Source organism: Limisphaera sp. 4302-co (genome assembly GCF_049537155.1).
Classification (GTDB): Bacteria; Verrucomicrobiota; Verrucomicrobiia; order Limisphaerales; family Limisphaeraceae; genus Limisphaera.
Genome location: NZ_JBMVQZ010000001.1, coordinates 96,284 through 116,723, shown reverse-complemented (window position 1 = coordinate 116,723; position 20,440 = coordinate 96,284). Strand labels below are relative to the sequence as shown.

Here is a 20,440-nt window from a genome sequence, read left to right as displayed (position 1 = left end):
GCCGGCTCCAACATCGAGTTTTCGCGGTCATTTTCGTCGTCGTTGCGCTGCTGCATTCGCAAGCAGACGGTGCCACAGGAATCATAAGGTCCTGGGGACGGAACCTTGAGGGTCAAAGCCTGCCGCCTGCGGGTTTGAGTGACGTGACGGCTGTGGCAGGCGGCAGCCTGCACAGTGTGGCCCTGCGCGCGAACGGGAAGGTCGTCGCGTGGGGATGGAACCTCCTGGGAGAAACGAATGTGCCGCCGTCGCTCGGCCCTGTGCATGCCCTGGCTGCCAATGCGAGTTACACGCTCGCACTCCTGGACAATGGCACGGTGAAGGCTTGGGGAAGCGGCCCGCCCACTGCTGTGCCGGACGGCTTGACAGGCGTCAGCGCCCTTGCCGCCGGGTATGCCCACGCTGCCGCCGTTCGGCAGGACGGCACGCTCGTGACCTGGGGTGAGGCACCGCAACCGCCACCCTCCCTTGCCGACGTGGTGGCCGTGGCCGCCGGTCGCGGACACACTTTGGCGTTGCTGCCGAACAGCATGGTCGCCGTCTGGGGCGACAACACAGGCGACAAACTCGTCCTGCCGCTCAACCTGAACGAGGTCATCGCGGTCGCAGCCGGGGACCATCACAATCTTGCCCTGCGCGGCGACGGGACGGTCGTCGCCTGGGGCGCCAACGACCATGGCCAGTCCGTCGTACCGGCCGGTCTTTCCAACGTGGTCGCCATCGCGGCCGGCAGCTCCCACAGTCTGGCCCTCCGAGCCGACGGCACCGTGGTGGCCTGGGGCCGCAACGACTTCGGTCAGAGCACACCCCCACCCGGCCTGACAAACGTCATCGGCATATCCGGCGGTGGATACCACAGCCTGGCCATCATCGGAGACGGCCGACCCGTCATCACCGTGCCACCCCGGAAACGGGATGTCGTCCTCGGCAGCACAGCCAGGTTGTATGTCAAGGCTGTGGGGTTGCAGCCACTCGGCTATCAATGGTTCAAAGACGGTGTCCCGCTGGACGGCCAGACCGCGGCCATGCTCGTGATCCCGGAGGCCGACACCAATCACGCAGGCCTCTACACCGTGCAGGTCTCCAACAACCTGGGAAGGGCCGTCAGTCCACCCGCCGAATTGCGGGTGCGCCCCCTGCCGCCCTGGATCACCTCCGAACCGGCCGACGTCACCGTCAGTTGCGGAGACCCGTTTGAACTGTCCGGAGCTGCAGCGGGGAGCGGGAGCCTCAGCTATCAGTGGTTTTTCGAGGGCATTCCCCTGCCGGAGGCAACCCGGCCGATCCTCGCCTTCCCCGTCGCCACGCCGGATCTCGCCGGTTCGTACACCCTGGTCGTCTCCAGCGAGTTTGGCGCGGTCACCAGCCGCGTCGCCACCGTCCGCGTCCAAGTGGACCCGCCCACGATCACCGGCCCTCAATCGGCCCGCGCCAAACAGGGACAGCCGTTCCTCTCCACCATCCGTGCAGAGCATTCGCCTCTGGCCTTCGCGGCGTGGGGGCTGCCGCCCGGACTGACGCTGGACACCACCAACGGCGTGATTTCCGGCGTCCCCACACAGGCGGGCGCATTTTCCGTCCTCCTGGCCGCCAGCAACATCTGCACGTTTGCCTCTGCAATCCTCCAACTGCAGGTGGATCCTTCCGTGCCCGTGATCAACGCCCCTCCAACTGTCCAGGGTGTCGAGGATGTCCCTCTCCTGTTCGCCATCGTCGCGAGCGAGACGCCCACCCGGTACGATGCTCGGAATCTGCCGGCCGGGCTGGCGGTGGACCGCAACACCGGCATCATCAGCGGCACACCTGCGCAGGCGGGCGAGTTCGATGTGGTCCTGCTCGCCGCCAACGAATGGGGTGAAGCCCGCGCCACCGTCCGGTTCAGCATCGCCCCGCGGCCCTTGACCAACCTCACCATCGCCAACGTCACCTACACCTATACCGCGCCCTACCTGCTGGACTTTCAGTTTTCCCTGTACGACAGCGACGACCCGGCCGTGGCGCGCCCGGTGGTCGTCAACCCGGCCAACCTGCTGGTGGTGGCCAGGGAGAACGACCGCCCCATCAGCACCAATGAAACCGCCTGGTTACTTTCGCCGGGGGCCGGTGTCGGCAAACTCATCAAGGCTGTGCTGGTGCTCGACTTCAGTTGGAGCGTGGCGTCACTGGTCAACGGCGACAGCAACACCAACGGGATCTCCGACGCCGTTGAATCCATGGTCACCGCGGCACAGGACTTTGTCTCCCGGTTGCCCGCAGGCTCCCAGGTGGGTGTGGTGGAGTTTCACCGGGAAGATCAGGACCCCGTGATCGTGCAGGATCTCAGCGCCGACGTACCGGCCGTGCAGACGGCCATTGCCGGGATCTGGACGAATCATGTCCGGGGGTTCCCCGCCGGATCGCGTGTCTGGGATGCCCTGAGTACGGCCATCAACATGCTCGGCTCCTCCAACGCCGATGAACAACATTACATCGTCTTCGTCTCCGACGGGCGGGACGAATCCAGCACCACCACCATCGAAGACCTCGTCAATGCCGCCACCAACGCCAACATCCGCATCTACGGAGTCGGGTTCGGCGTCGAGCTCGACGCGCAACCGCTCCAGGCCCTGACCACCGCCACCTCCGGACGGCTCGTGCAGGCGCAGACGTCCGCGGACCTGGCCGCCCAGCTCGGTCAACTCACCCAGGACGTCGCCGGGCAGTACGTCCTCCGGTGGGCCACCCTGCGTCGCGGCGACAACGCCTTCATGCCCTCTTTCGAGGTGCACTACCAGGATCTCATCGCCTATTCGCCCACCAACCCGGTCTGGACCAACTTCGATGACCCGATCATCGACACCAACTCCGAACCGCCAACCACCAACTATCCACTCGTCACCAATTACATCATCGGCTGGTACAACCCCGCCGATTACGCCGGTGACGTCACTCTCGGACTGCTCCGGCTGGTGCCGGACGATCGGCACGGCAACGCAGCCCTGGCGCTTCGTGCCCGTTACATCCCGAGGTTCATCCGCCGCATCCAGCTGCGTTACCGCGCCAACTGGCCCTGCGAGGTCCGGTTGCTCTCCGATGCCCCGGGCGAACTGCTCCACGGATGGTCGCTCAGCGAAACCAACGAGGCCGACGGCACGCGCGTCGTGCTGCTCCAGAGTCCCGATCCCGAGGATCCGATGACCAGCCTGCCCTACGGAGCCTTCGGTAGCCTGCTGCTGTTCACCTTCCGCGATCTGGACACCCTCTCCAATGCCTTTGCCCAAATCGAAGCGGACAACACCATCTACACCGGTCCCCAGCGCTGGACCATCGAGAACACCAACGAATTCGTCCGTGTCTTCCCGCCCCTGCCTTTCGGCACGCCGGGGCCCTGGCTCGAACAACACGGTTTCACCGGCGATCTGGCTGCAGCTGAAACGAGTGACCCCGATCAAGACGGCGTGCCCACGTGGCAGGAATACCGCGCCGATACGGATCCCCGCGATCCCGGGTCGCGCCTGGTGCTGACGTTCCTGCCGGCCATCCCCTGGAGCACGTTCAACCAGGTGGCCTTCCCCACTTCCACCCGCCGGACGTACCGGGTGGAGCGGTCCACCGACCTGCAATCCTGGGAGGCCATTGGGCCGGATCTACCCGGCACCGGCGGCGTCTTGATTGTCACGGATCCGCAGCCCCCTTGGACCCTCCAGCGGGCGTTTTACCGGGTCCGGGTGTGGTAACCGAAGTATCCCCGTGCGCGGGTGTGCCGGCGGTGGCCGGGCCGGATTCGGCCCCGGCCGGCGCCATCCTGTTTCGCACCCACGCCAGCGCCTGCTCACGCGTGGTGAGTTCCTCGGCCAACTGTTTCTCGCGCACTTCGGCCAGCAACCGGCCCAATGCCGGTCCCGGCCGCATCCCGAGGGCCAGCAAATCCCGCCCCGTCAGCAGGGGCGGCACCAGCTCCGGCCGGCTTTCCAAAGCCGCCCGTTCCTTCACCAGGAGATCGTAAATCTCCAACCGGCCGTGAGAACCCAGACAGTCCAACCGGTGCAGCTCCAGCTCCAGCGGGAAGGTCGGACGCAGCAGCATTCGGCGTAGTGTGGACTTTCGCATCTGCGGCACGTCCTTGAATTGCATGTGGTGCCGCACCACGAACGCCAGCGTCTCGATGTCTTTGCGCGGAAAACGGAGCCGTTCCAGGATCCGACGCGTCATTTCCTCGCCCACCTTCTCATGGTCAAAAAACCGGATCCGACCCGTCTCCGCCTCCCGGCTGGCGGTCACCGGCTTGCCCACGTCATGGAGAAGCACCGCCCACGGCAGCAGACGATCGGCATCCGGTGGCATCTGCTCCAGCATCCGCACCACGTGCTCCGAGACCGTCCCCTCGGGATGGTAGTCCGGCGATTGCTCGCACATCTCGAATGCCGCCACCTCGGGCAGGACAACCTCCAACAGCCCGCTCTCCCGCAGCAGGCGCAACCCCCGGGCGGCATGCGGCGGTGCAAACAACTTCAACAGCTCGTCCCGTACCCGTTCGGCACTGATCCGTTCCAGCAACCGCGCGTGTTGTCGAATGGCCGCCAGCGTCCGTGCCTCGATCGCGAAATCCAACTCCGCCGCAAACCGCACCGCCCGCAGCATCCGAAGATGGTCCTCGGCAAACCGCTGCTCCGGCGGACCGATCGTCCGAATCAACCGCCCCTCCAGATCCGCACGACCCCCGACCCAGTCATGGAGCTCGCCCCTGACCGGATCATAAAACAGGCCGTTGATCGTGAAATCCCGGCGCCACGCATCCGCACGCGCATCCGCAAAGCGCACATCGGAAGGATGCCGCCCGTCGGCGTACCCCGCCTCCGCACGGAACGTGGCCACCTCGATCGTCCACCTGCCCTCGATCACCCGCACCACGCCGAAGGACTTTCCCACCGCCACCGTCCGCGGGAACAGCCGTTCCACCTCCTCCGGGCGGGCCGACGTGGCGACGTCATAGTCCTGCGGTTCCTTCCCCAACAGCATGTCCCGCACACATCCACCCACCCAGAAAGCCTCGTGCCCCGCCTTCTGCAGGCGCGCCACAATCCGAAAGGCCACTTCACGCAGGCCGGGTTCCATCGCCCCCCCACCTTGCCGCAGTACCGACCCCCAAGTCGAGCCGCCCATCCACCTCACAGCCGGCCACCGCCCGGCCCGCTCCCGGCCGGAATCCCCGACTCCGCCGGGCTGGGTCTCCCGCCGTCGCCCCGGTGGCCCGCGTCGTCCCGCGCCCGGGACGTAACCCCCTTTTGCCCCGGCCGGTTGCCTACGGACCCAGCCGAACCCGATAAAAACGGGCCGGCGCCGGCGTGGCATCCGTCTCCCTCCATATCCACGGCCACGCCACCGGGTTCGTCCAGGTGACGTCGCGCCAGCTCTTGAGATCCTCGGATACCTGCAGCAGATAATCCGGGCCGGACACGCCCTGGATGCTCAAAAGCCAGCCGCCATCCGTGTCGCGCACGAAACGCAAAGTTGGCCGGGGTACAGGTTGCACCACCACCTTCACCATCTGCGTGGAGGAAAGTGACGGTTCGCCGTCGTCGGTCACCACCGCCGCAAGCTCCACCGTGGTGCCTCCCAAAGCGACCGGTGCGCGCCACCGCAACAGGCCCGAGTCCGGTTCCACGCTGGCGCCCCAGGTCTCCCCCACGAGTGCGAACCGCAACCGCTGTGCCGGCAAATCCGCATCGCTTGCCCGCAACGCCAGCACCAACATGCCTCCGGCCAGGATCTCCTGCACCGGCACATCCTCCCAAACCGGAGGATGATTCGGCGCGTTGGTCACACTGACCAAAACGGCCACCGTCTCGGGCCCCACCGTCCAGCCGCTGACCGGATCCGACACTGTCACACCAAAACTTGCCAGGCCGCTGTAGCCGTGCGCCGCCACGAAACGCACCCTGTGTCCACCCTCCAGAAGCTCCACCGATCCGTTCGTCCCGCTCTCCACCTGATAACTCAGGCCCGGCCAGCCCTGCACCAGCTCGTCGAGGTCAATCTCGATGGAGCCATTGCGAGGACAAACCCGGTGCCAGCCGGCCCGCCAGTTCAGGTAATCTTCCAGGGCCGTGTAACCCTCCGGACCGGCCAGGTTTCGATCGCGCGCGTCCATGGGATTCAGACCCATGGCCAACTCCCAAAAGTCCGGCATCCCGTCGCGGTCGGTGTCCACAGGGGCCTCGCCTCCCTGCAAATCCGGCCAGCCCCGCACGAACACCAGGTCCGTTCCGTCCACGTTGCGCACCTCATAGTCCCCGGCCTGCGTCGGTTCCCCCACCGCGTCCACGAGTCGTCCGCCCTGCTCCCGCAGCGTCCACAGGATCCGCAGGTCCACCGCGTCGCGGACCAGCGATGCGCCCCCACGCGTCACCACCCGGAGGAAGGCGGCTCCGGGGTCCGACACCGGCACCTCCCACGGCCAGGGCCACTCGTTGAGCCGGGTGTACGCCCCACCGAACATTCCCCAGCCGGTGTCCGACCCGTCCAGCCGGCCGTTCCGATTGGCATCCAGCCAGTTGCCCGATTGAAAGATCCAGGTGTTCGTGTCCCCACCCTGAAACGCCGTGGTCGGCGTGCGCGTGGACGGTCCCGCGACCAGCACGTTACCCGCGTACCCCAGCCAGTTGGTAAACCCACCCGGGTTGTCGCCGTAATCCGCACCCGAATAACCGGCCCGGCTGCCCCAGTTGTAGATGACATTGTTGACGAACTCCAACCGCAGCCGGTCGCCCAGCCGCGGATTCCGACTGTTGTGATGCGCGTACAGATTGCCGTGAAAACTGAGCACCCCGGCCCCGTACCGCAGCAAGGAACCGTACCCGTGCACGCCCTTGTCATGCTGCGAAATGTTCAAACTCTCCGTGATCCAGCAGTTCTGAACCGTCACCTGCGTCGAATGCGTCACCGACAAACACTCGTCTACGCTCCATGAGGCCGAAAGATGGTCCAGGACCACATTGGTCGCCCGCAAGACCGAAACTGCATCACCTTGAAACGTGGGGTCCATGTCACCCGGCCGGATGCGCAGGTACCGCACCACCACGTCGCGCGCATCCCGGATCACCAGTGACCGCCGCCGCAAGCTGATCCCCTCGCCGGGCGCCGTCTGCCCCGCAATGGTCAGATAACTCTTGTTCACCGGCAGATCGTTGCTCAGCGTAATCGTGCCCGAAACGGCGAATACGATGGTGCGCGGCCCGGTGGCGGAGGCAATGCCGTGGCGGAGTGTGCCGAACCGCCGCGGATCGTTGGAACTTACATAATCGGCCAGGTTCGTCACATAGTACACGTCACCGCCGTGCCCGCCCCGCGCACCCGCACCGGCACCCACCGCACCCGGAAACGCCGGCTGCGCCCAAACCGCACTCACCCAGCCCGACAACGCCAACGCATACAAAACCGGCGCCCACTTCCCATGGCCCGCACACCACCCGGGCGCACGAAAAAACCCAGCCTTGGTCGCGACCCTCTTCATCTCCGCACGACCGCACGGGGCCGGGACATCCCACCCGGGCAGTTGCCCTCCCGGGCCTCTTCTCATTGACCGCTTCGACACCGCCGGATCCATGGCTCTTGGAAAAACCCTCGCTTCCACTTTGTCCGTGTGGATGCGGCGCCCGACCGATCCGCCGCCGCCAGCCCGGTCTGCGCCGTCCTCCAACACTCCCTTCCACCATGCCCGCGAACGCCGCCCCGCCCAAGCCCTCGTTTGTGCATCGTACCCTCAAATTCAGGCACCCATCGGTCCCACGGACGATTCGGGCGGCCCGGCAGCGCCGTACCGTCCTGCCGGTCGGTCGGAGGCCGGATCCCGATCGCCCTCCGTTCGGAGGCCTACCTTCGCTGTCCTTCCGCACCCGCTGCTGCCGCGTGAAAGTTCCCATGAACCGGATCCGTCCTTGTCAAAAGCACCACTCCGGCCAAACTCGGTCTCATGAAGCCCGGCAAAGGATCCATGTCGCACGGCGCAACCCTCGGAACGGCCATCCTGCTGTTCACCGGTACGATCCGCCTGCCGGCACAGGTCGAACTCGTCCCACCCGTTCGCGCGACCAGGGGACTGCAGCTTCGGTGGACCGATCCGGGCACAAACCACGTCTACACCCTCCAGGCACGCGACCGCCTCCGGGGCGGTCTCTGGCTTCTACCCTCCACGCCGGAAGACTGGCCCATCGCCTCGCCCTCTTGGACGGATCCGGACCTCCACGCGCCCGCCCGGTTCTACCGCGTGCTCGCCCTGCCGCCGGTGCAGCGGGGCCACCTGCTCGAAGCCACGTATCGAACCAACTTTTCCACCTTCCAGATCGCCCTCCTCCTTGCCCTGGCAGGTGTGAACCTCGTCCCCGCGCACGCCGTGCAGGTTTACAAGCTGGAGTATGAAACCATCGGGCCCTGGGGCGAGCCCACGCATGCCTCGGCCGCGTTCGTCCTGCCCAACGGGCCGGGGCCCTGGCCCCTCCTGAGTTATCAACACGGCACGATCCTTCGCACCAACGACGCCCCATCAGCCACCGACGTCACTGGTGAACTCGGCATCGGCGTGGTGTTCGCTTCGCAGGGCTATGCCACCGTTCTGCCCGACTACCTCGGCTTGGGCGATTCCCCGGGCCTTCACCCCTATCACCACGCCCGCTCGGAAGCGACCGCCTGTCTCGACGCCCTCCGCGCCGCGCGGTCCTGGTGCGCCCGGCTCGGCGTTCCGTTGAACGGACAGGTCTTCCTCGCCGGTTATTCCCAGGGCGGCCACGCCACCATGGCCCTGGCCCGGGAAATCGAACGGTTCCACCTCGGGGAATTCGACCTCACCGCCTCGGCACCCATGGCCGGCGCCTACGACCTCTCCGGCGCCACCGCCGACGACTTCCTCACCGGCCGACCCCAACCCAATCCCTATTACTTCGCCTATCTCCTGGCCGCCTATCAATCGGTCTACCACCTCACCAACTCGCTGGCTGATCTGCTGGCGCCGCCCTACAACACACTCCTGCCACCGCTGTTCCACGGTCATGTGAGCGGCGGGTCCATCAACGCCCTCATGCCCTCCAACCCCCTGCTCATCCTTCAGCCGGCCGTTCTGGAGGCCTTTCGCAACGAACGCGACCATCCCCTGCGCCAAGCACTGAAAGAAAACGATGTCCATCGCTGGCGCCCCACGCGGCCCATGCGCCTGTATCACTGCTCCGGCGACACGGACGTCACCATCGCCAACGCTCAATCGGCCCTCGCGTCTTTCCATCAACAGGGCGCCACTCACGTGCAGCTGGTCGAACCCCTGCCCGGAGGCACCCACGCCACCTGCGCCTACCCATCCCTGCTGCAGGCTCTCCAATGGTTCGAAACCCTGCGCCGCTGAGCGCCCGCCCCGCCGGGAACGGCGTCCCGGCAGCCGCGGCCCGCAATCAAAACAGACGGTCCAAACCGGTCGGCGGAGGCGATTTCTGCCAGTACGAGTCCGCATCAGGGGCCCGTCGCAACCACAACGGGTCCCACCCGAAGCACCGGAGCACCAGTCCCATCGGCACCACCATCAGCCAAAAGATCACCATCAGAACCGCAAACCCCAACAGGCGCGCCAGGTGAAAACTCGTCCATACCAGCGCCCGGTAATACCCGCGGAACCATTCCGGCCGTGTCCACACGCCGGCCGCCAGCAAACCGACAGACAGCGCCACCGCCAGAACCACCGGCCAGCCGATCCAACCGCGCCACCAGCAAAAGCCCGCCAGCAATACCGGCCCGCCCAAACTGGCCAGCGCCAGCCGGCGCCATTCCCGTGGATCTTCGCGATACTCCAGACGCATACCCTCAATCCGGCACGAGCGTGCCCCGCCGTTCCACCCGCCGTTTCGGTTGTTCGGACCGCTCCAGCACGAAGCTGCCGATCACCAGCGTGTCCATCTCCGTGTTCACAAAACACCGATACGCATCGTCCGGCGTGCAAACGATCGGTTCGCCACGCACGTTGAACGACGTGTTCACCAGCACCGGACAGCCCGTCGCACGTTCCCACCGTTCCAACAGCGCATCAAACAACGGGAACCGCCGGGCGTCCACGGTCTGGATCCGCGCCGACCCGTCCACGTGTGTGACCGCCGGCAACACCGACCGCTCCGCCTTCAACAGATCCAGACCCGTCAGCCCCTCCGGAACCGGCAACCGCCATTCCGGCCGGATCGGCGCCACCAACAGCATGTACGGAGATTCACAATCCAATTCGAAAAACTCCGACACGCGCTGCCGCCGCACCGCAGGTGCAAAGGGCCGGAACGACTCCCGGAACTTCACCTTCAGGTTCATCACCGACTGCATCCGCGGCGACCTCGGATCGCCCAGGATCGACCGGTTCCCCAACGCCCGCGGCCCGAACTCCATCCGCCCCTGGAACCATCCCACCACCCTCTCCCGCCGCAGATGATCCACCGTGACATCCAGGAGCGTTTCACGATCGTACCGCCGGTACACCGCGCCATGCGCCCGCAGGACCGCCTCGATCTCCTCATCCGTAAAAGCCGGCCCAAGCAACGCCCCCTCCATCGCGTCCGTTTCACCGCCGTCTCCACCCGCCCCCGCCTCGCGGTCCAGCCAACGATCGCCCTGACACTCGTGCCACGCCTGCAACGCCGCGCCCAGGGCGCCACCCGCATCGCCCGCAGCCGGTTGCACCCACAACCGCTCGAACCCCGATTCCCGCAGGATCCGCCCGTTGGCCACACAGTTCAGTGCCACCCCGCCCGCCATGCACAAACAACGCTGCCCCGTCCGCTCCCGCACCCGCCGCGCCAACCGCAGCATCACCTCCTCGGTCACCGCCTGAACCGACCGCGCCACGTCCATGTGCCGCGGCTCGATCGGTCCCTCGGGCGTCCGCGGCGGTCCACCGAACAACCGGTGGAACCGCTCGTTCGTCATCGTCGTGCCCCGCAGGAAGTCGAAGTACTCCAGATTCAGCCGGAACGAGCCGTCCGCCTTCAGATCCATCAACTCCCGAAGGATCACCTCCACGAAGCGCGGCTGCCCGTACGGCGCCAGCCCCATCAGCTTGTACTCACCCGAATTGATCCGAAACCCGCAGTAGGCGGTGAATGCCGAGTACAACAACCCCAGTGAATGCGGAAACCGCAGCTCTTCCCACAGCTCGATCCGCCGGCCGCGCCCCACACCAATGGTCGTGGTCGCCCATTCGCCCACGCCATCCACCGTCAGAATCGCCGCCTCCCGAAACGGCGAGGGATAGAAGGCACTGGCCGCATGCGACTGATGATGCCCGGTGAACCAGATCGGCGTCTCCTGCCGCAGACCCGGCAACGCGCGCCGGATCGTCCGCCGCAGATCCAGCTTTTCACCCAGCCAGTTCGACAGCACCGCCGGAAACGTCCGCCACCCGCCCGGTGCCACCGCCAGATACGTCTCGAGCAGCCGGGCGAACTTCAAAACCGGCTTGTCATAGAACACCACCAGGTCCAGATCCGCCTCCCCGATCCCGGCCTCCCGCAGGCAGTACGCGATCGCCCCGCGGGGAAAATCCGGATCGTGTTTCTTCCGGCTGAACCGCTCCTCCTGTGCGGCGGCCACGATTCGTCCCTCACACAGCAACGCCGCCGCCGCGTCATGGTAGTAGGCGGAGATGCCGAGAATGTAGCGAGGTCGCGCCTTCACCATGAGGGATGTCTCGCGCACCCGGCCCACGCCGGACGACGTGCTTTCCGCCTCCGCGTCACATGAAGGGATACAACGCCCACACGATCCCGCCGCTCGACGTGAAGATCAACACCGCACCCAGCACCAGCAACACCACCACCAGCGGGATCAACCACCACTTTTTCTCCCGCCGCGCAAACGCCCAGAACTCTTTCAACACCGACCACATGCCTGCGCCGCGCGCCAACATAGGCCCGGCCCCCGCCCGTGACAACCGCCAAACGCGCCCGCCCGCGTACGAACCAGGGCTATTTCATCCATGTGGGCCACAGGGGGCCGAGAGCGCCGGGCGCTCCGGTCAAAAACCCCTGCTGAACCCCGGCGCGCCGGAAAACCGCATGTCCCGGCGTCGCAAGCCCGGCCGGAGGCGGCCGTCCGGCCGGTTGGCTCCCCGGTCCGCAAGCAGCCATCCCCAAAAGCCCCACCAGCAGCCCGTTCCACCCCAGCCTCCCCCCTTAAAGCGCCCTTGCCATGCGGCTGGTGGATGATCAGCCCGATCATCCGACCCCCAGTCAGCCGGCGCGTTTGCTCGGAAACCACCGCGCCCGCGTCCAGCCAGGGTGACTCCCGCAATTGGAACCGCCGCGGCAGCGTGCCACGAAACTCGGTGCGCATGGCCAGGGTTTCCAGTCGGTGCGCGCTGCCCTCGAACACCCATCTGCCGAAGTCGGGCGACATCGCGCACAGGCCGTTGCTGACGGCCACGGCGGTGTTGGTCAGCGTCGGCCCCCACTGGTTGCCGCCGCTCGCCGCGTCGTGGAGGGCGAACTGGAAATCAAAACTTCCGTTGGCCGGGCTCCCGCCGCTGTCCAGCCGGCCCTGGCAGGTGAAGGTGGTGCCCCGGGCATGAGCAGTAGCGCCTTGGCCCATGCAAGCCATCAGGACGAGGAAGAGCGTCTCCGGTCTGATCGATGGTTGAGTTTTCATGGATCTGGTCTCGTTCGGTGGTTTTCTTTGGGATTTCGGGACCTTCACGGTTTGAACAAGCGATGGGACCCGGTGGGTGTTGTGGGCGGGACGAGGGCTTGGGCTGCCAGGCCGTCGGGCACGTCGACGCAGAGGGTTCGGCCGATGGGATGGGTCAACCCCGCCCTTGCGGTGAAGAGTTTGTCGCAGCCGAGGTGAGCCGATCGCCGACCGTTTCGACAGTGTCCGAACTGAGGTTGGTCGCGACCAGGTGGGTGGTCTGGGTAAGGTCAAACACGACATTGGTGACAGCGCGGGCGGGCTGAAGGAACACCATCAGCGCCGGGAAAAACCCGCACCTGACGAGCAGGGCGGAGGGCAGCCGTGCTCGAGGACTGTGTGGCTGTAAGGGCACGAAGGGCCCGGCGGAATGGTGCCGTGCTGACGGCTTCGGGCCGCCCGCAGACAGCCGCCCGGCCGGCTGTGGCGGAGGCGCTCACCGACCGCCTCCGTTCGACGGCCGTGCTGCGCAGCGCGCAACGGCAAGCGTCGAACGGAGCATGGCTTGGCAGGTTGAATGTTTCATGGTTGTGCGGCTTGTACGGTCACACGCAGGAACTGCCGCGGCTGCGTGCCGGAGAAATCGGTGCGGAGGGTCAGGGTTTCCAAGTTGCCGTTTCGAGCGAGATTCACCAGCGCGGTCGCGCCCGGTCCGCTCTGCCACGGGCCGGCCAAGTTGGTTGCCGAGGCAAAGGCGAGGACGACTCCGGCTCGGTCCAGCGGATGGGTGAGAGTGAGTGTGAGCCGGCCGAGTTCGTCACGGAATGGGAACACGCTTCCATCAGGACGGCGCGGGTCGAGGCCGAGCGCGAACTCGGTGGTGTTGTTCCAGCCGTCGCCGTCCGGATCGGCCAACGGCCCGCCGAGGGTTTCGTTCGTGGACGATGCGCCGAATTGTTCCGCAGCCCAACTGGCGTAGTCGTAGGGCGTGGTGAACGTGACGTCCTGGCCGAGGGTTGTGCCCTGGCTGTTTTGGGCGCTGACGCGGCAGTGGTAGGTGGTGTGGGGCTGAAGGTTCGTCAGCAGGCAGGTCACGATGACGGGCGCCGTGCCGGTGAGCGCGGCACCGGCGGCGGGGTTGGTGGCGGTGTAGAGCCCGGCGATTCCCCAGTGAAAAGCGGCAGTGGTGGTCAGGGCGCAGGCGTTGACCTGGGCGCGCAATACGGCGCTGGTGGGCATGAGCCTGGCGGGCGGCAGGGTGACGACCGTGGGCGGCGGGAGGACATCGGGCGTGAGCAGCAGCGTGCGCGGCTCTTGTTGCGGTGTGTCCAGATGCGCCGCCACGATGAGGTGTCCGGCGTCGTTGGCGGCGATGACGCGGTCCAGGATGTACTCGCCCGGGTCCACAACCTCGTTGAGGTCTTGCGCCACCCAGTTGCCGTTGGCATCAGCGAACCAGCGAATGGCGGTGGTTTCGTAAGGTGTGGCCAATTTGTTGGCCCAGCCGACGAGAAGACCGTGGTTGTTCAAGTCGGTGAAGTTACAGGTGTCCGGATTGCCCTGGGACGGCAGCGGGATGGGCGTCATCACGGTGGTGTTGCTGGCGATCCAGGGCATGACGATGCGGTTCGAAACAGTGTACGTGGTGTGGATGCCGGCAACCAATCCGGCGTTGTTGACTACCATCGGTTGCACGGTGGCTGCCGGATGCAGGAAATGATGCATCGTCCCGTCGGCCTCGCGCCGGAAGGCGAAGAAGTTCGACGGCCCTGAGTAATTACCGATGACGACGCCGAGGTCGTTGAGGCGAAAGGCGCGGGCGTAGCCCGTGCCGTCGGGCGTGAGGTCGGTCTTCAATCCGGTGACCGGGTCGAAGAGGTAGGCGTGCTCGATGTAATCGAAAGGGTTGCTGTTGTGCGGGGTCTCGATGGTGGCGTGGCCGGCAATGAGACCGAGCGCGTTGACATCCATGGCGGGGCTGTGCTCGACGCGGCCCCAGTAGTAATGGCAGTCCTCACCGTCGCAGCTCCAGTAACTCCACGAGTGGCCACCCCAGGCAGGGATGAGGATGTTCGTGCCGCTCTGGACGTAAACGCCCTGGCTCGGGATGGGGTAAAAGCCGGGCCGGTCGCCGGCCACCATGCCCGAACCATTGCGGGCCGCGGGGCTGAAGCCGGCGGGCGCGCCGGGAGGTTGAAGCGGAATCCAGTGGGCAAACCACGGAAGTGCGGCCAGTTGGTTGTCGGACCAGCCTGTGACGTCGGTGATGGAGTAGGTCTGCGCAACCTGGGCAGCAGTTTGGAGGACGGCTCCGCACCACACCGCCCACAACACCCTGAACCGCGGGCTCATTTGCTTCTCGACGGCCTCCCGGCCGGCACCCGTTTCGCCCACGGACCCCCTGCCGGTGGCAAGTCCGCGGCACGCCCGGAACAAGCAACTCTGACATACCGTTCAGAGCGGCAGCCGCACATCGCTGTCACACGCGTATGTCCACACCCATCCGGCTGCCTTCACACCGAGCGGAAAGATGGGAGGAACCGCACCTCGCCGGACAGTATGAATGCTAATGTGCGTCGTCAGGCCTCTTGTAGTCGTTCTTTCTGCCCCGTCAACAACTTTCCGCCCAGCCCTTTTGTCGCGCGGACGCCACACGAACCCATCCCTCTGAAAGCCGCCCGGGCAGGGCCATCCAAGATCGTGCCGGGAAAGAGTCCGTTGACACTGGCCCCGACAGGCAGACACCGCGTGGTCAAACCGCCTCCATTGAAAAGTCTTCGAATCGAGCGGATGGACCGGCCGCGCCACGTTCCGTTCGGAGCACCGCCGCGCCCATCATCAAAGCTTCCGCGCATAGAGAGATGTCCGCCGAGCAGGCGTCTGCACCGCCCCAAACGAGGTACCAACCCCGGCGTACCGCCGGGGCCGAAACATGCAGCCCTTCTTAAACAACCCGCCCGCGACCCTCGATCCAGGTAATCGGCCCCAAGGGGACGCGGACATCATTCCGTACATGCGGCCAACCACCCCGATGCAGGCCCGGTCAACCGGGAGATGGCCCACGCGGAGTCCCGGCCCTGGCAGCGCCCGGCCGGTCAGGCGCCCGCTCCGGCCGTTGCCGCCTCGGAACAGCACAGATCCGACCTCGCGTGCCATGCATGCTCGATGCCCCGCATCAGCAGGGCACAATCGAAGCCGATGGAGCCCCGGGGAAACAGCGACTCGTTCTCGAAAAAGCTGGACTGCACCTCCTCAACCTCCAGCGGTTCGACCGCCCAGTGGAAGCAATGCAGTTCCACCCCGTGAAAACGGGAGGGTTCCGATGTCGCCGACTACCCGACCGAACCGCCCTGGAAAAAGGCCGAGGCTTCCGCAGAGGATTCGAACACGGACGATGGCGGCAACCTGTTCGTCCGTCGTGCACGCACCGTCAGCCGGGTCTCGCCGTCGTCGCTGCACAGGACCACGGCATAACGGCCCGCTGTCTCCCGGACCACGAACCGTGCATGGTGGTGGATGCCGGGAAAGACCCGGCCACCAGCCAGGCAATGGAGCCGCGAATTGGTGTCACGCCGCCAGACATACACACCCTCACGAACCGTCCCGTGCTCGTCCCATTCGACGGCCGCGCGATGCGCGGCATTCTCGGACGAGACGCCGAGCCACCACGGCAGACCGATGGGGCGGAGATGCCGGAGCCGGATCAGACAGATCCCCACCATCGCGAATCCACGAATGATCTTGGGCCGGAAGGGAGCGGGCAACAGTGACCCCAGCGCGTCCGGATCCACGTGGTAATTCACCAGGCTCCGGCGATCCATCACACCGTGCACAACCGGCATTCTCATGGCACTTCCACCCGGCAACGCCCCACTCTACACCAGCAACCGCCACTCGGCCAGTAGACCCCCACATGCCCGAGCAAGCGGTCACTGCCCAACCGATCGAGCGCCGCATCCGGCCCCGTGCGTCGTGTGGCACGCAGGCCGGTCCGACAGGTTCCTCCCGATCCGCAGTCCCGTCACCTTGTGAGCCGGGCCTCAACTTAGCCTGCGGCATTCCGGCCGAAACCCCGCCCTGGCAAATCGCATCCCCGAGACCATGAAAACCATTCCGGACAGCCCGGGCCCGGCCCGGCAGGTCGGTCGGTCGCAAATGCCGAACCGCGGCCCTTCCGGCGCCCCCATGCAACGAGAGAAGCTTTTGTTCAGACAGGCCGTACCCGGCGCTGTTCAACCCCCTCGAATGGCCGGCCGCAGCCGGCCCGGCGCAAGGCCTGTGAGCCGGCAACGAAAGTCCGGCTCAGGCCCGATCGTTACCTCCGGCCCAAGCGCCCGGTTCCTACGGCTCCAGGCAGATCAAACGCCGTTCGAAACGCTCGTGGGGCACCGCTGGGTGTTTCAAGTCCCGCTTGCTGGCATCGTTTCTCATGCTCATTCTCGCCGGGAGATGGCGCGGGCGTTCGGGACCTTTCTGATCGGGATGCTGGCCCTCGGCGCAGCAGGGGGCGGCACGGTCACCCTCTTCGGCCAGGAGCTCCTGCCGGATCCGGCCCTGACGATCGGCGGGGATCGGCCCGTCCACTGGCACTTGGGAGCCGGCAGCGGACAGTGGCGGTCAGAAGGTGATCCGCCCGGTGTCCTGGCCCTTACCGGAACGGGTCGGGACAGCGGGTGGTGGAGGTCGGATCCCATCGAACTGGTCCCGGGCGGACTGTACGAAATCACCTTCCGCGCGCGTCGGACCACCGGAACCACCGGCGGTGTGGCGTTCGTCGGCACGAGCCGGATCCACCGCGATTTCCGGGTGGGTGAAGGATGGGCGGAGTTCCGGTTTGTGTTCCGCCAGCCGGACGACGTCCGCACGGATTACGTCCGGCTCGGGCAGTGGAACGTGAACGGAACGCTCGAGTTCGATCAGGTCAACCTGATGCCCGCACGCATCGCCGGAACGGACCCCCATTCAGATCCCTCGCTCGGCGAAGGCGAGAGTTTGCGGGGTGAGTGGTACCGTTTCCGCCCCGTTTACGCATGGGAAGGGGCCAATTACCACCGCCCGCTGATGCGGGCAACGGCGCGGTTTAACACGGATCGCTGGGTGTTCACAGGGGGAGCGGAAGTCATCTACCGCTTCGAAGTCCCGCAAGGCACTCAACGGGAGGCGCAACTGTTGGTGTTCGTGAACTACCACGTCGCCGGTCCTCTGCACGTGGAGGCTGCGTCCCGGCCCGGTCGCTGGATACCGGTGGCCAAGCTGGACGGGGACCGGAATCTTTACCGCGGGCCGTTGCCCCCTGCCCTTTTCCCTGCGCGCACGATCTGGATTCGGCTTCGGACACCGGATCCCGGCTCGGAGCTGCAGGTCAACCGCTGCGACTACGAGGCACGCCTCGATGCACCGGCTGCCGTTCCCCGGCACGGTCGCACACATTTCTACTCGGTCCTTCGCTCATCCCCGGTGCTGGACCTGGAATCGCTCAGCCTTGAACCGGCGCCCGGCAGGGGTCGAACCCGCCTGTACCTCCGGCTCCGTAACGACACGGACCGGCCCCTGCCGATCGGCATCGCAGTCACGTGCGACGGTTCGCGTGTCCACCCGGAAGCCGCAACCGAAACCGATCCGCCCCCCGGGCGGGCGGTCACGGCATCCTGGACCATCGAGTGGCCCGAGCCGGGCCGGTTTCCCCTGTGCATCTCCGCCACCAACCAAACCGGCAGAACCCTGCTCGAGCTACGAACCCTGTTGCACGTGCCGCCGCTGGAGGATCCCCGGCCCGGTTATCCACTCCCCTGCGATGCACCACTGGACCTGTGGTGGTGCGAAAGCGGCTGGAAGATCTCCCGCCAATTGCCTCCGCCTCCTGCGCTCATCGCGTCCCGGCCGGTGACAGTCCGATTGGCACGCCGGGAATTCGAGGCCGTTCAATTGGTACTGCGACCGCACGCGCCCGCCAGACTGGCCTCGGGCCGGATCCGGTGGACCTCCACACCCGCCGGCGCGGTCCCGAAACTCCAGACCGAACTTTTCGAAGTGGCCTATGTGCCGGTGGACATCCCCAGCGACACCACAGGTGCGCCCGGACTCCACCCCGATCCACTGCCGCCGCTCCGGTTGCCCCTGGAACTCCGCCCCGGACTCAACCAGCCGCTCTGGATCGAGTTTTACATGCCGCCGGAGGGTCTGCCCGGCGTGTACGAGGGCCGCATCGAGCTTGAGATGCAGACCGCGTCCGCAAAGCACGAGCTCCACGTCCCGCTCCGGATCGAGATCTATGATTTCGAGCTGCCCCCCGTCAGCCACCTGAGGAGCGCCATGGGACTGAATCGCAGCCTGATCGAGCAGTACCACCAACTGGAACGGCCCGAGGACAAGATCGCGGTTTACGGCAGCTACCTGCGCAATTTCGCGGAACATCGGATCAGCCCCTACAGCTTTTTCGACTACGCGCCGATTCGGGTGAGGTTTGCAGGGCCGCCCGATCAGAGGCGCGCCGAGGTGGACTTCGATGAGTTCGATCGCTGGGCCGAGTGCTGGCTGGCCCGGCCGGCACCGGGAGAAACGAATGCTCCATCCGCGGACGGACAGGAAAAGCCACCCGACACGACCGTACCCGGACCGAGCCCGCGCGGTGTCCGGTTCAACAGCTTTCGCCTGCCCCTGCAGGGCATGGGCGGCGGCACTTTCTACGGCCGGCAGATCGGCCGGCTGGACGGCCATGAGGCCGGAACACCCGAACACGCACGATTGTTTCAAGACTACCTCGGCCAGGTCGCCGCGCATCTGCGCCGCCGCGGTTGGCTGCCCCTGGCCTACACCTACTGGTTCGACGAACCCGATCCCAAGGACTACGCGTTCGTTGTGGAAGGACAGAAGAGAATTCACGCAGCGGCGCCCGACCTCAAACGCCTGCTGACCGAACAGCCGGAGCCGGAACTGCTCGGACACGTGGACATCTGGTGCGCGTTGACACCGAACTGGAGCCGGAAATCCATCGCCGAACGAAAAGCCGCCGGGGAAGAAGTCTGGTGGTACATCTGCACCGTCCCGAAGGCTCCCTACATCACCCCGTTCATCGATCACCCGGGTGTCGAGCTCCGATTGTGGCCCTGGCAGGCGTGGCAATACGGCGTGGACGGAATCCTCATCTGGTCCACCACGTACTGGACAAGCCCCACCGCCTACCCCGATTCGCTGCAGAACCCCTGGGAAGACCCGATGTCGTGGGTCAGCGGCTACGGCACACCTAGAGGGGTTCGCCAACCCTGGGGCAATGGCGACGGCCGGCTCCTCTACCCGCCCCGGCACGATCCCCACGCGGCCCGCCAACCTTGTTTGGATGGACCCATCAACTCCCTGCGCTGGCAAAACCTGCGCGACGGCATGGAAGACTACGAATACTTCTGGCTGTTGCGCGCCGAACTCGAACGGCTGACTTCCGGTCGCCAGCCGGAACCCCACGACGAATTGCTCCGAGAAGCCCGCGCCCTGCTGGAGGTGCCCGCCGAAATCTCCAGCGATCTCACCCGGTTCACCACCGATCCGCGACTCCTGCTCGAGCACCGCCACCGCATCGCACGCATGCTGGAACAACTGCGCTCGCTCAACGGCACCGGCAGATCGCGACACGCGCGACATGTGACCGACTCCCCACCAATCCGCCCCGGACCTTCCCGCTCGCTCGAGAACTCTCCCCGGCGACCGACTCTTCGTGACGAGCAAGGCGACAAATCGTCCCATCCCCATCCGAGGGCACGGCCGGCCCGATCGGCCGGCTCGCAAACCGTTCCACTTGAGCCGGGAACGACCCCCTCCTAACCTC

The 20,440-nt window shown here is 66.1% G+C and carries 11 protein-coding genes; 3 read left to right on the top strand and 8 right to left on the bottom strand.

Features of this window, described 5'->3' with window-relative positions:
- The first annotated feature begins 143 nt into the window (after positions 1-143).
- Positions 144-3,716, top strand: a complete 3,573-nt coding sequence (locus tag ACPDIX_RS00360; RefSeq protein WP_423429777.1) for a putative Ig domain-containing protein — start codon at positions 144-146, stop codon at positions 3,714-3,716.
- Here the strand turns inward: ACPDIX_RS00360 and ACPDIX_RS00355 are convergent.
- Entirely contained in the window at positions 3,655-5,094 is a 1,440-nt protein-coding gene (locus tag ACPDIX_RS00355; RefSeq protein ID WP_423429776.1) for a CCA tRNA nucleotidyltransferase, read from the bottom strand. The two genes, ACPDIX_RS00360 and ACPDIX_RS00355, sit on opposite strands and share 62 nt — an antisense overlap.
- Before the next feature lie 187 nt (positions 5,095-5,281).
- On the bottom strand, positions 5,282-7,387 hold the full coding sequence (locus ACPDIX_RS00350) for a hypothetical protein (RefSeq protein WP_423429775.1): 2,106 nt from the start codon (positions 7,385-7,387) through the stop codon (positions 5,282-5,284).
- A 585-nt stretch (positions 7,388-7,972) separates the two neighbouring features.
- Between ACPDIX_RS00350 and ACPDIX_RS00345 the strand changes: the two genes are divergently transcribed.
- The gene (locus ACPDIX_RS00345) at positions 7,973-9,370 is read left to right on the top strand and encodes an alpha/beta hydrolase (RefSeq protein WP_423429774.1); all 1,398 of its coding nucleotides are present in this window, start codon (positions 7,973-7,975) and stop codon (positions 9,368-9,370) included.
- Between the two features lie 46 nt (positions 9,371-9,416).
- Here the strand turns inward: ACPDIX_RS00345 and ACPDIX_RS00340 are convergent, their stop codons facing one another.
- The 6 genes from ACPDIX_RS00340 to ACPDIX_RS00315 form a co-directional block, all read right to left on the bottom strand.
- Positions 9,417-9,818, bottom strand: a complete 402-nt coding sequence (locus ACPDIX_RS00340) for a hypothetical protein (protein WP_423429773.1) — start codon at positions 9,816-9,818, stop codon at positions 9,417-9,419.
- A gap of 4 nt (positions 9,819-9,822) precedes the next feature.
- A complete protein-coding gene (locus ACPDIX_RS00335) occupies positions 9,823-11,673 on the bottom strand; it encodes a carbamoyltransferase (protein WP_423429772.1) in 1,851 nt (616 codons plus the stop codon).
- A gap of 58 nt (positions 11,674-11,731) precedes the next feature.
- Positions 11,732-11,905 carry a DUF5989 family protein gene (locus ACPDIX_RS00330; protein WP_423429771.1) on the bottom strand — a complete coding sequence of 58 codons (174 nt, stop codon included), beginning with the start codon at positions 11,903-11,905 and terminating at the stop codon, positions 11,732-11,734.
- Between the two features lie 1,298 nt (positions 11,906-13,203).
- Positions 13,204-14,973, bottom strand: coding sequence for a hypothetical protein (locus tag ACPDIX_RS00325; RefSeq protein WP_423429770.1), 1,770 nt, complete (start codon positions 14,971-14,973; stop codon positions 13,204-13,206).
- A 743-nt stretch (positions 14,974-15,716) separates the two neighbouring features.
- Positions 15,717-15,920, bottom strand: a complete 204-nt coding sequence (locus ACPDIX_RS00320) for a hypothetical protein (protein ID WP_423429769.1) — start codon at positions 15,918-15,920, stop codon at positions 15,717-15,719.
- Positions 15,921-15,953: 33 nt separating this feature from the next.
- The gene (locus ACPDIX_RS00315; RefSeq protein WP_423429768.1) at positions 15,954-16,469 is read right to left on the bottom strand and encodes a DUF2071 domain-containing protein; all 516 of its coding nucleotides are present in this window, start codon (positions 16,467-16,469) and stop codon (positions 15,954-15,956) included.
- Positions 16,470-17,070: 601 nt separating this feature from the next.
- On the opposite strand from ACPDIX_RS00315, the gene ACPDIX_RS00310 reads away from it, so the two are divergent.
- Positions 17,071-20,436 carry a DUF4091 domain-containing protein gene (locus ACPDIX_RS00310; protein ID WP_423429767.1) on the top strand — a complete coding sequence of 1,122 codons (3,366 nt, stop codon included), beginning with the start codon at positions 17,071-17,073 and terminating at the stop codon, positions 20,434-20,436.
- Positions 20,437-20,440: the final 4 nt, after the last annotated feature.

What these genes read in the sequence shown, in the direction of transcription:
- ACPDIX_RS00310 (WP_423429767.1), top strand. Translation starts at nt 17,071, where the DNA reads ATGGCGCGGGCGTTCGGGACCTTTCTGATCGGGATGCTGGCCCTCGGC.
- ACPDIX_RS00345 (WP_423429774.1), top strand. Translation starts at nt 7,973, where the DNA reads ATGTCGCACGGCGCAACCCTCGGAACGGCCATCCTGCTGTTCACCGGT.
- ACPDIX_RS00355 (WP_423429776.1), bottom strand. Translation starts at nt 5,094, where the DNA reads ATGGAACCCGGCCTGCGTGAAGTGGCCTTTCGGATTGTGGCGCGCCTG.
- ACPDIX_RS00330 (WP_423429771.1), bottom strand. Translation starts at nt 11,905, where the DNA reads ATGTTGGCGCGCGGCGCAGGCATGTGGTCGGTGTTGAAAGAGTTCTGG.
- ACPDIX_RS00315 (WP_423429768.1), bottom strand. Translation starts at nt 16,469, where the DNA reads ATGAGAATGCCGGTTGTGCACGGTGTGATGGATCGCCGGAGCCTGGTG.
- ACPDIX_RS00325 (WP_423429770.1), bottom strand. Translation starts at nt 14,973, where the DNA reads ATGAGCCCGCGGTTCAGGGTGTTGTGGGCGGTGTGGTGCGGAGCCGTC.
- ACPDIX_RS00340 (WP_423429773.1), bottom strand. Translation starts at nt 9,818, where the DNA reads ATGCGTCTGGAGTATCGCGAAGATCCACGGGAATGGCGCCGGCTGGCG.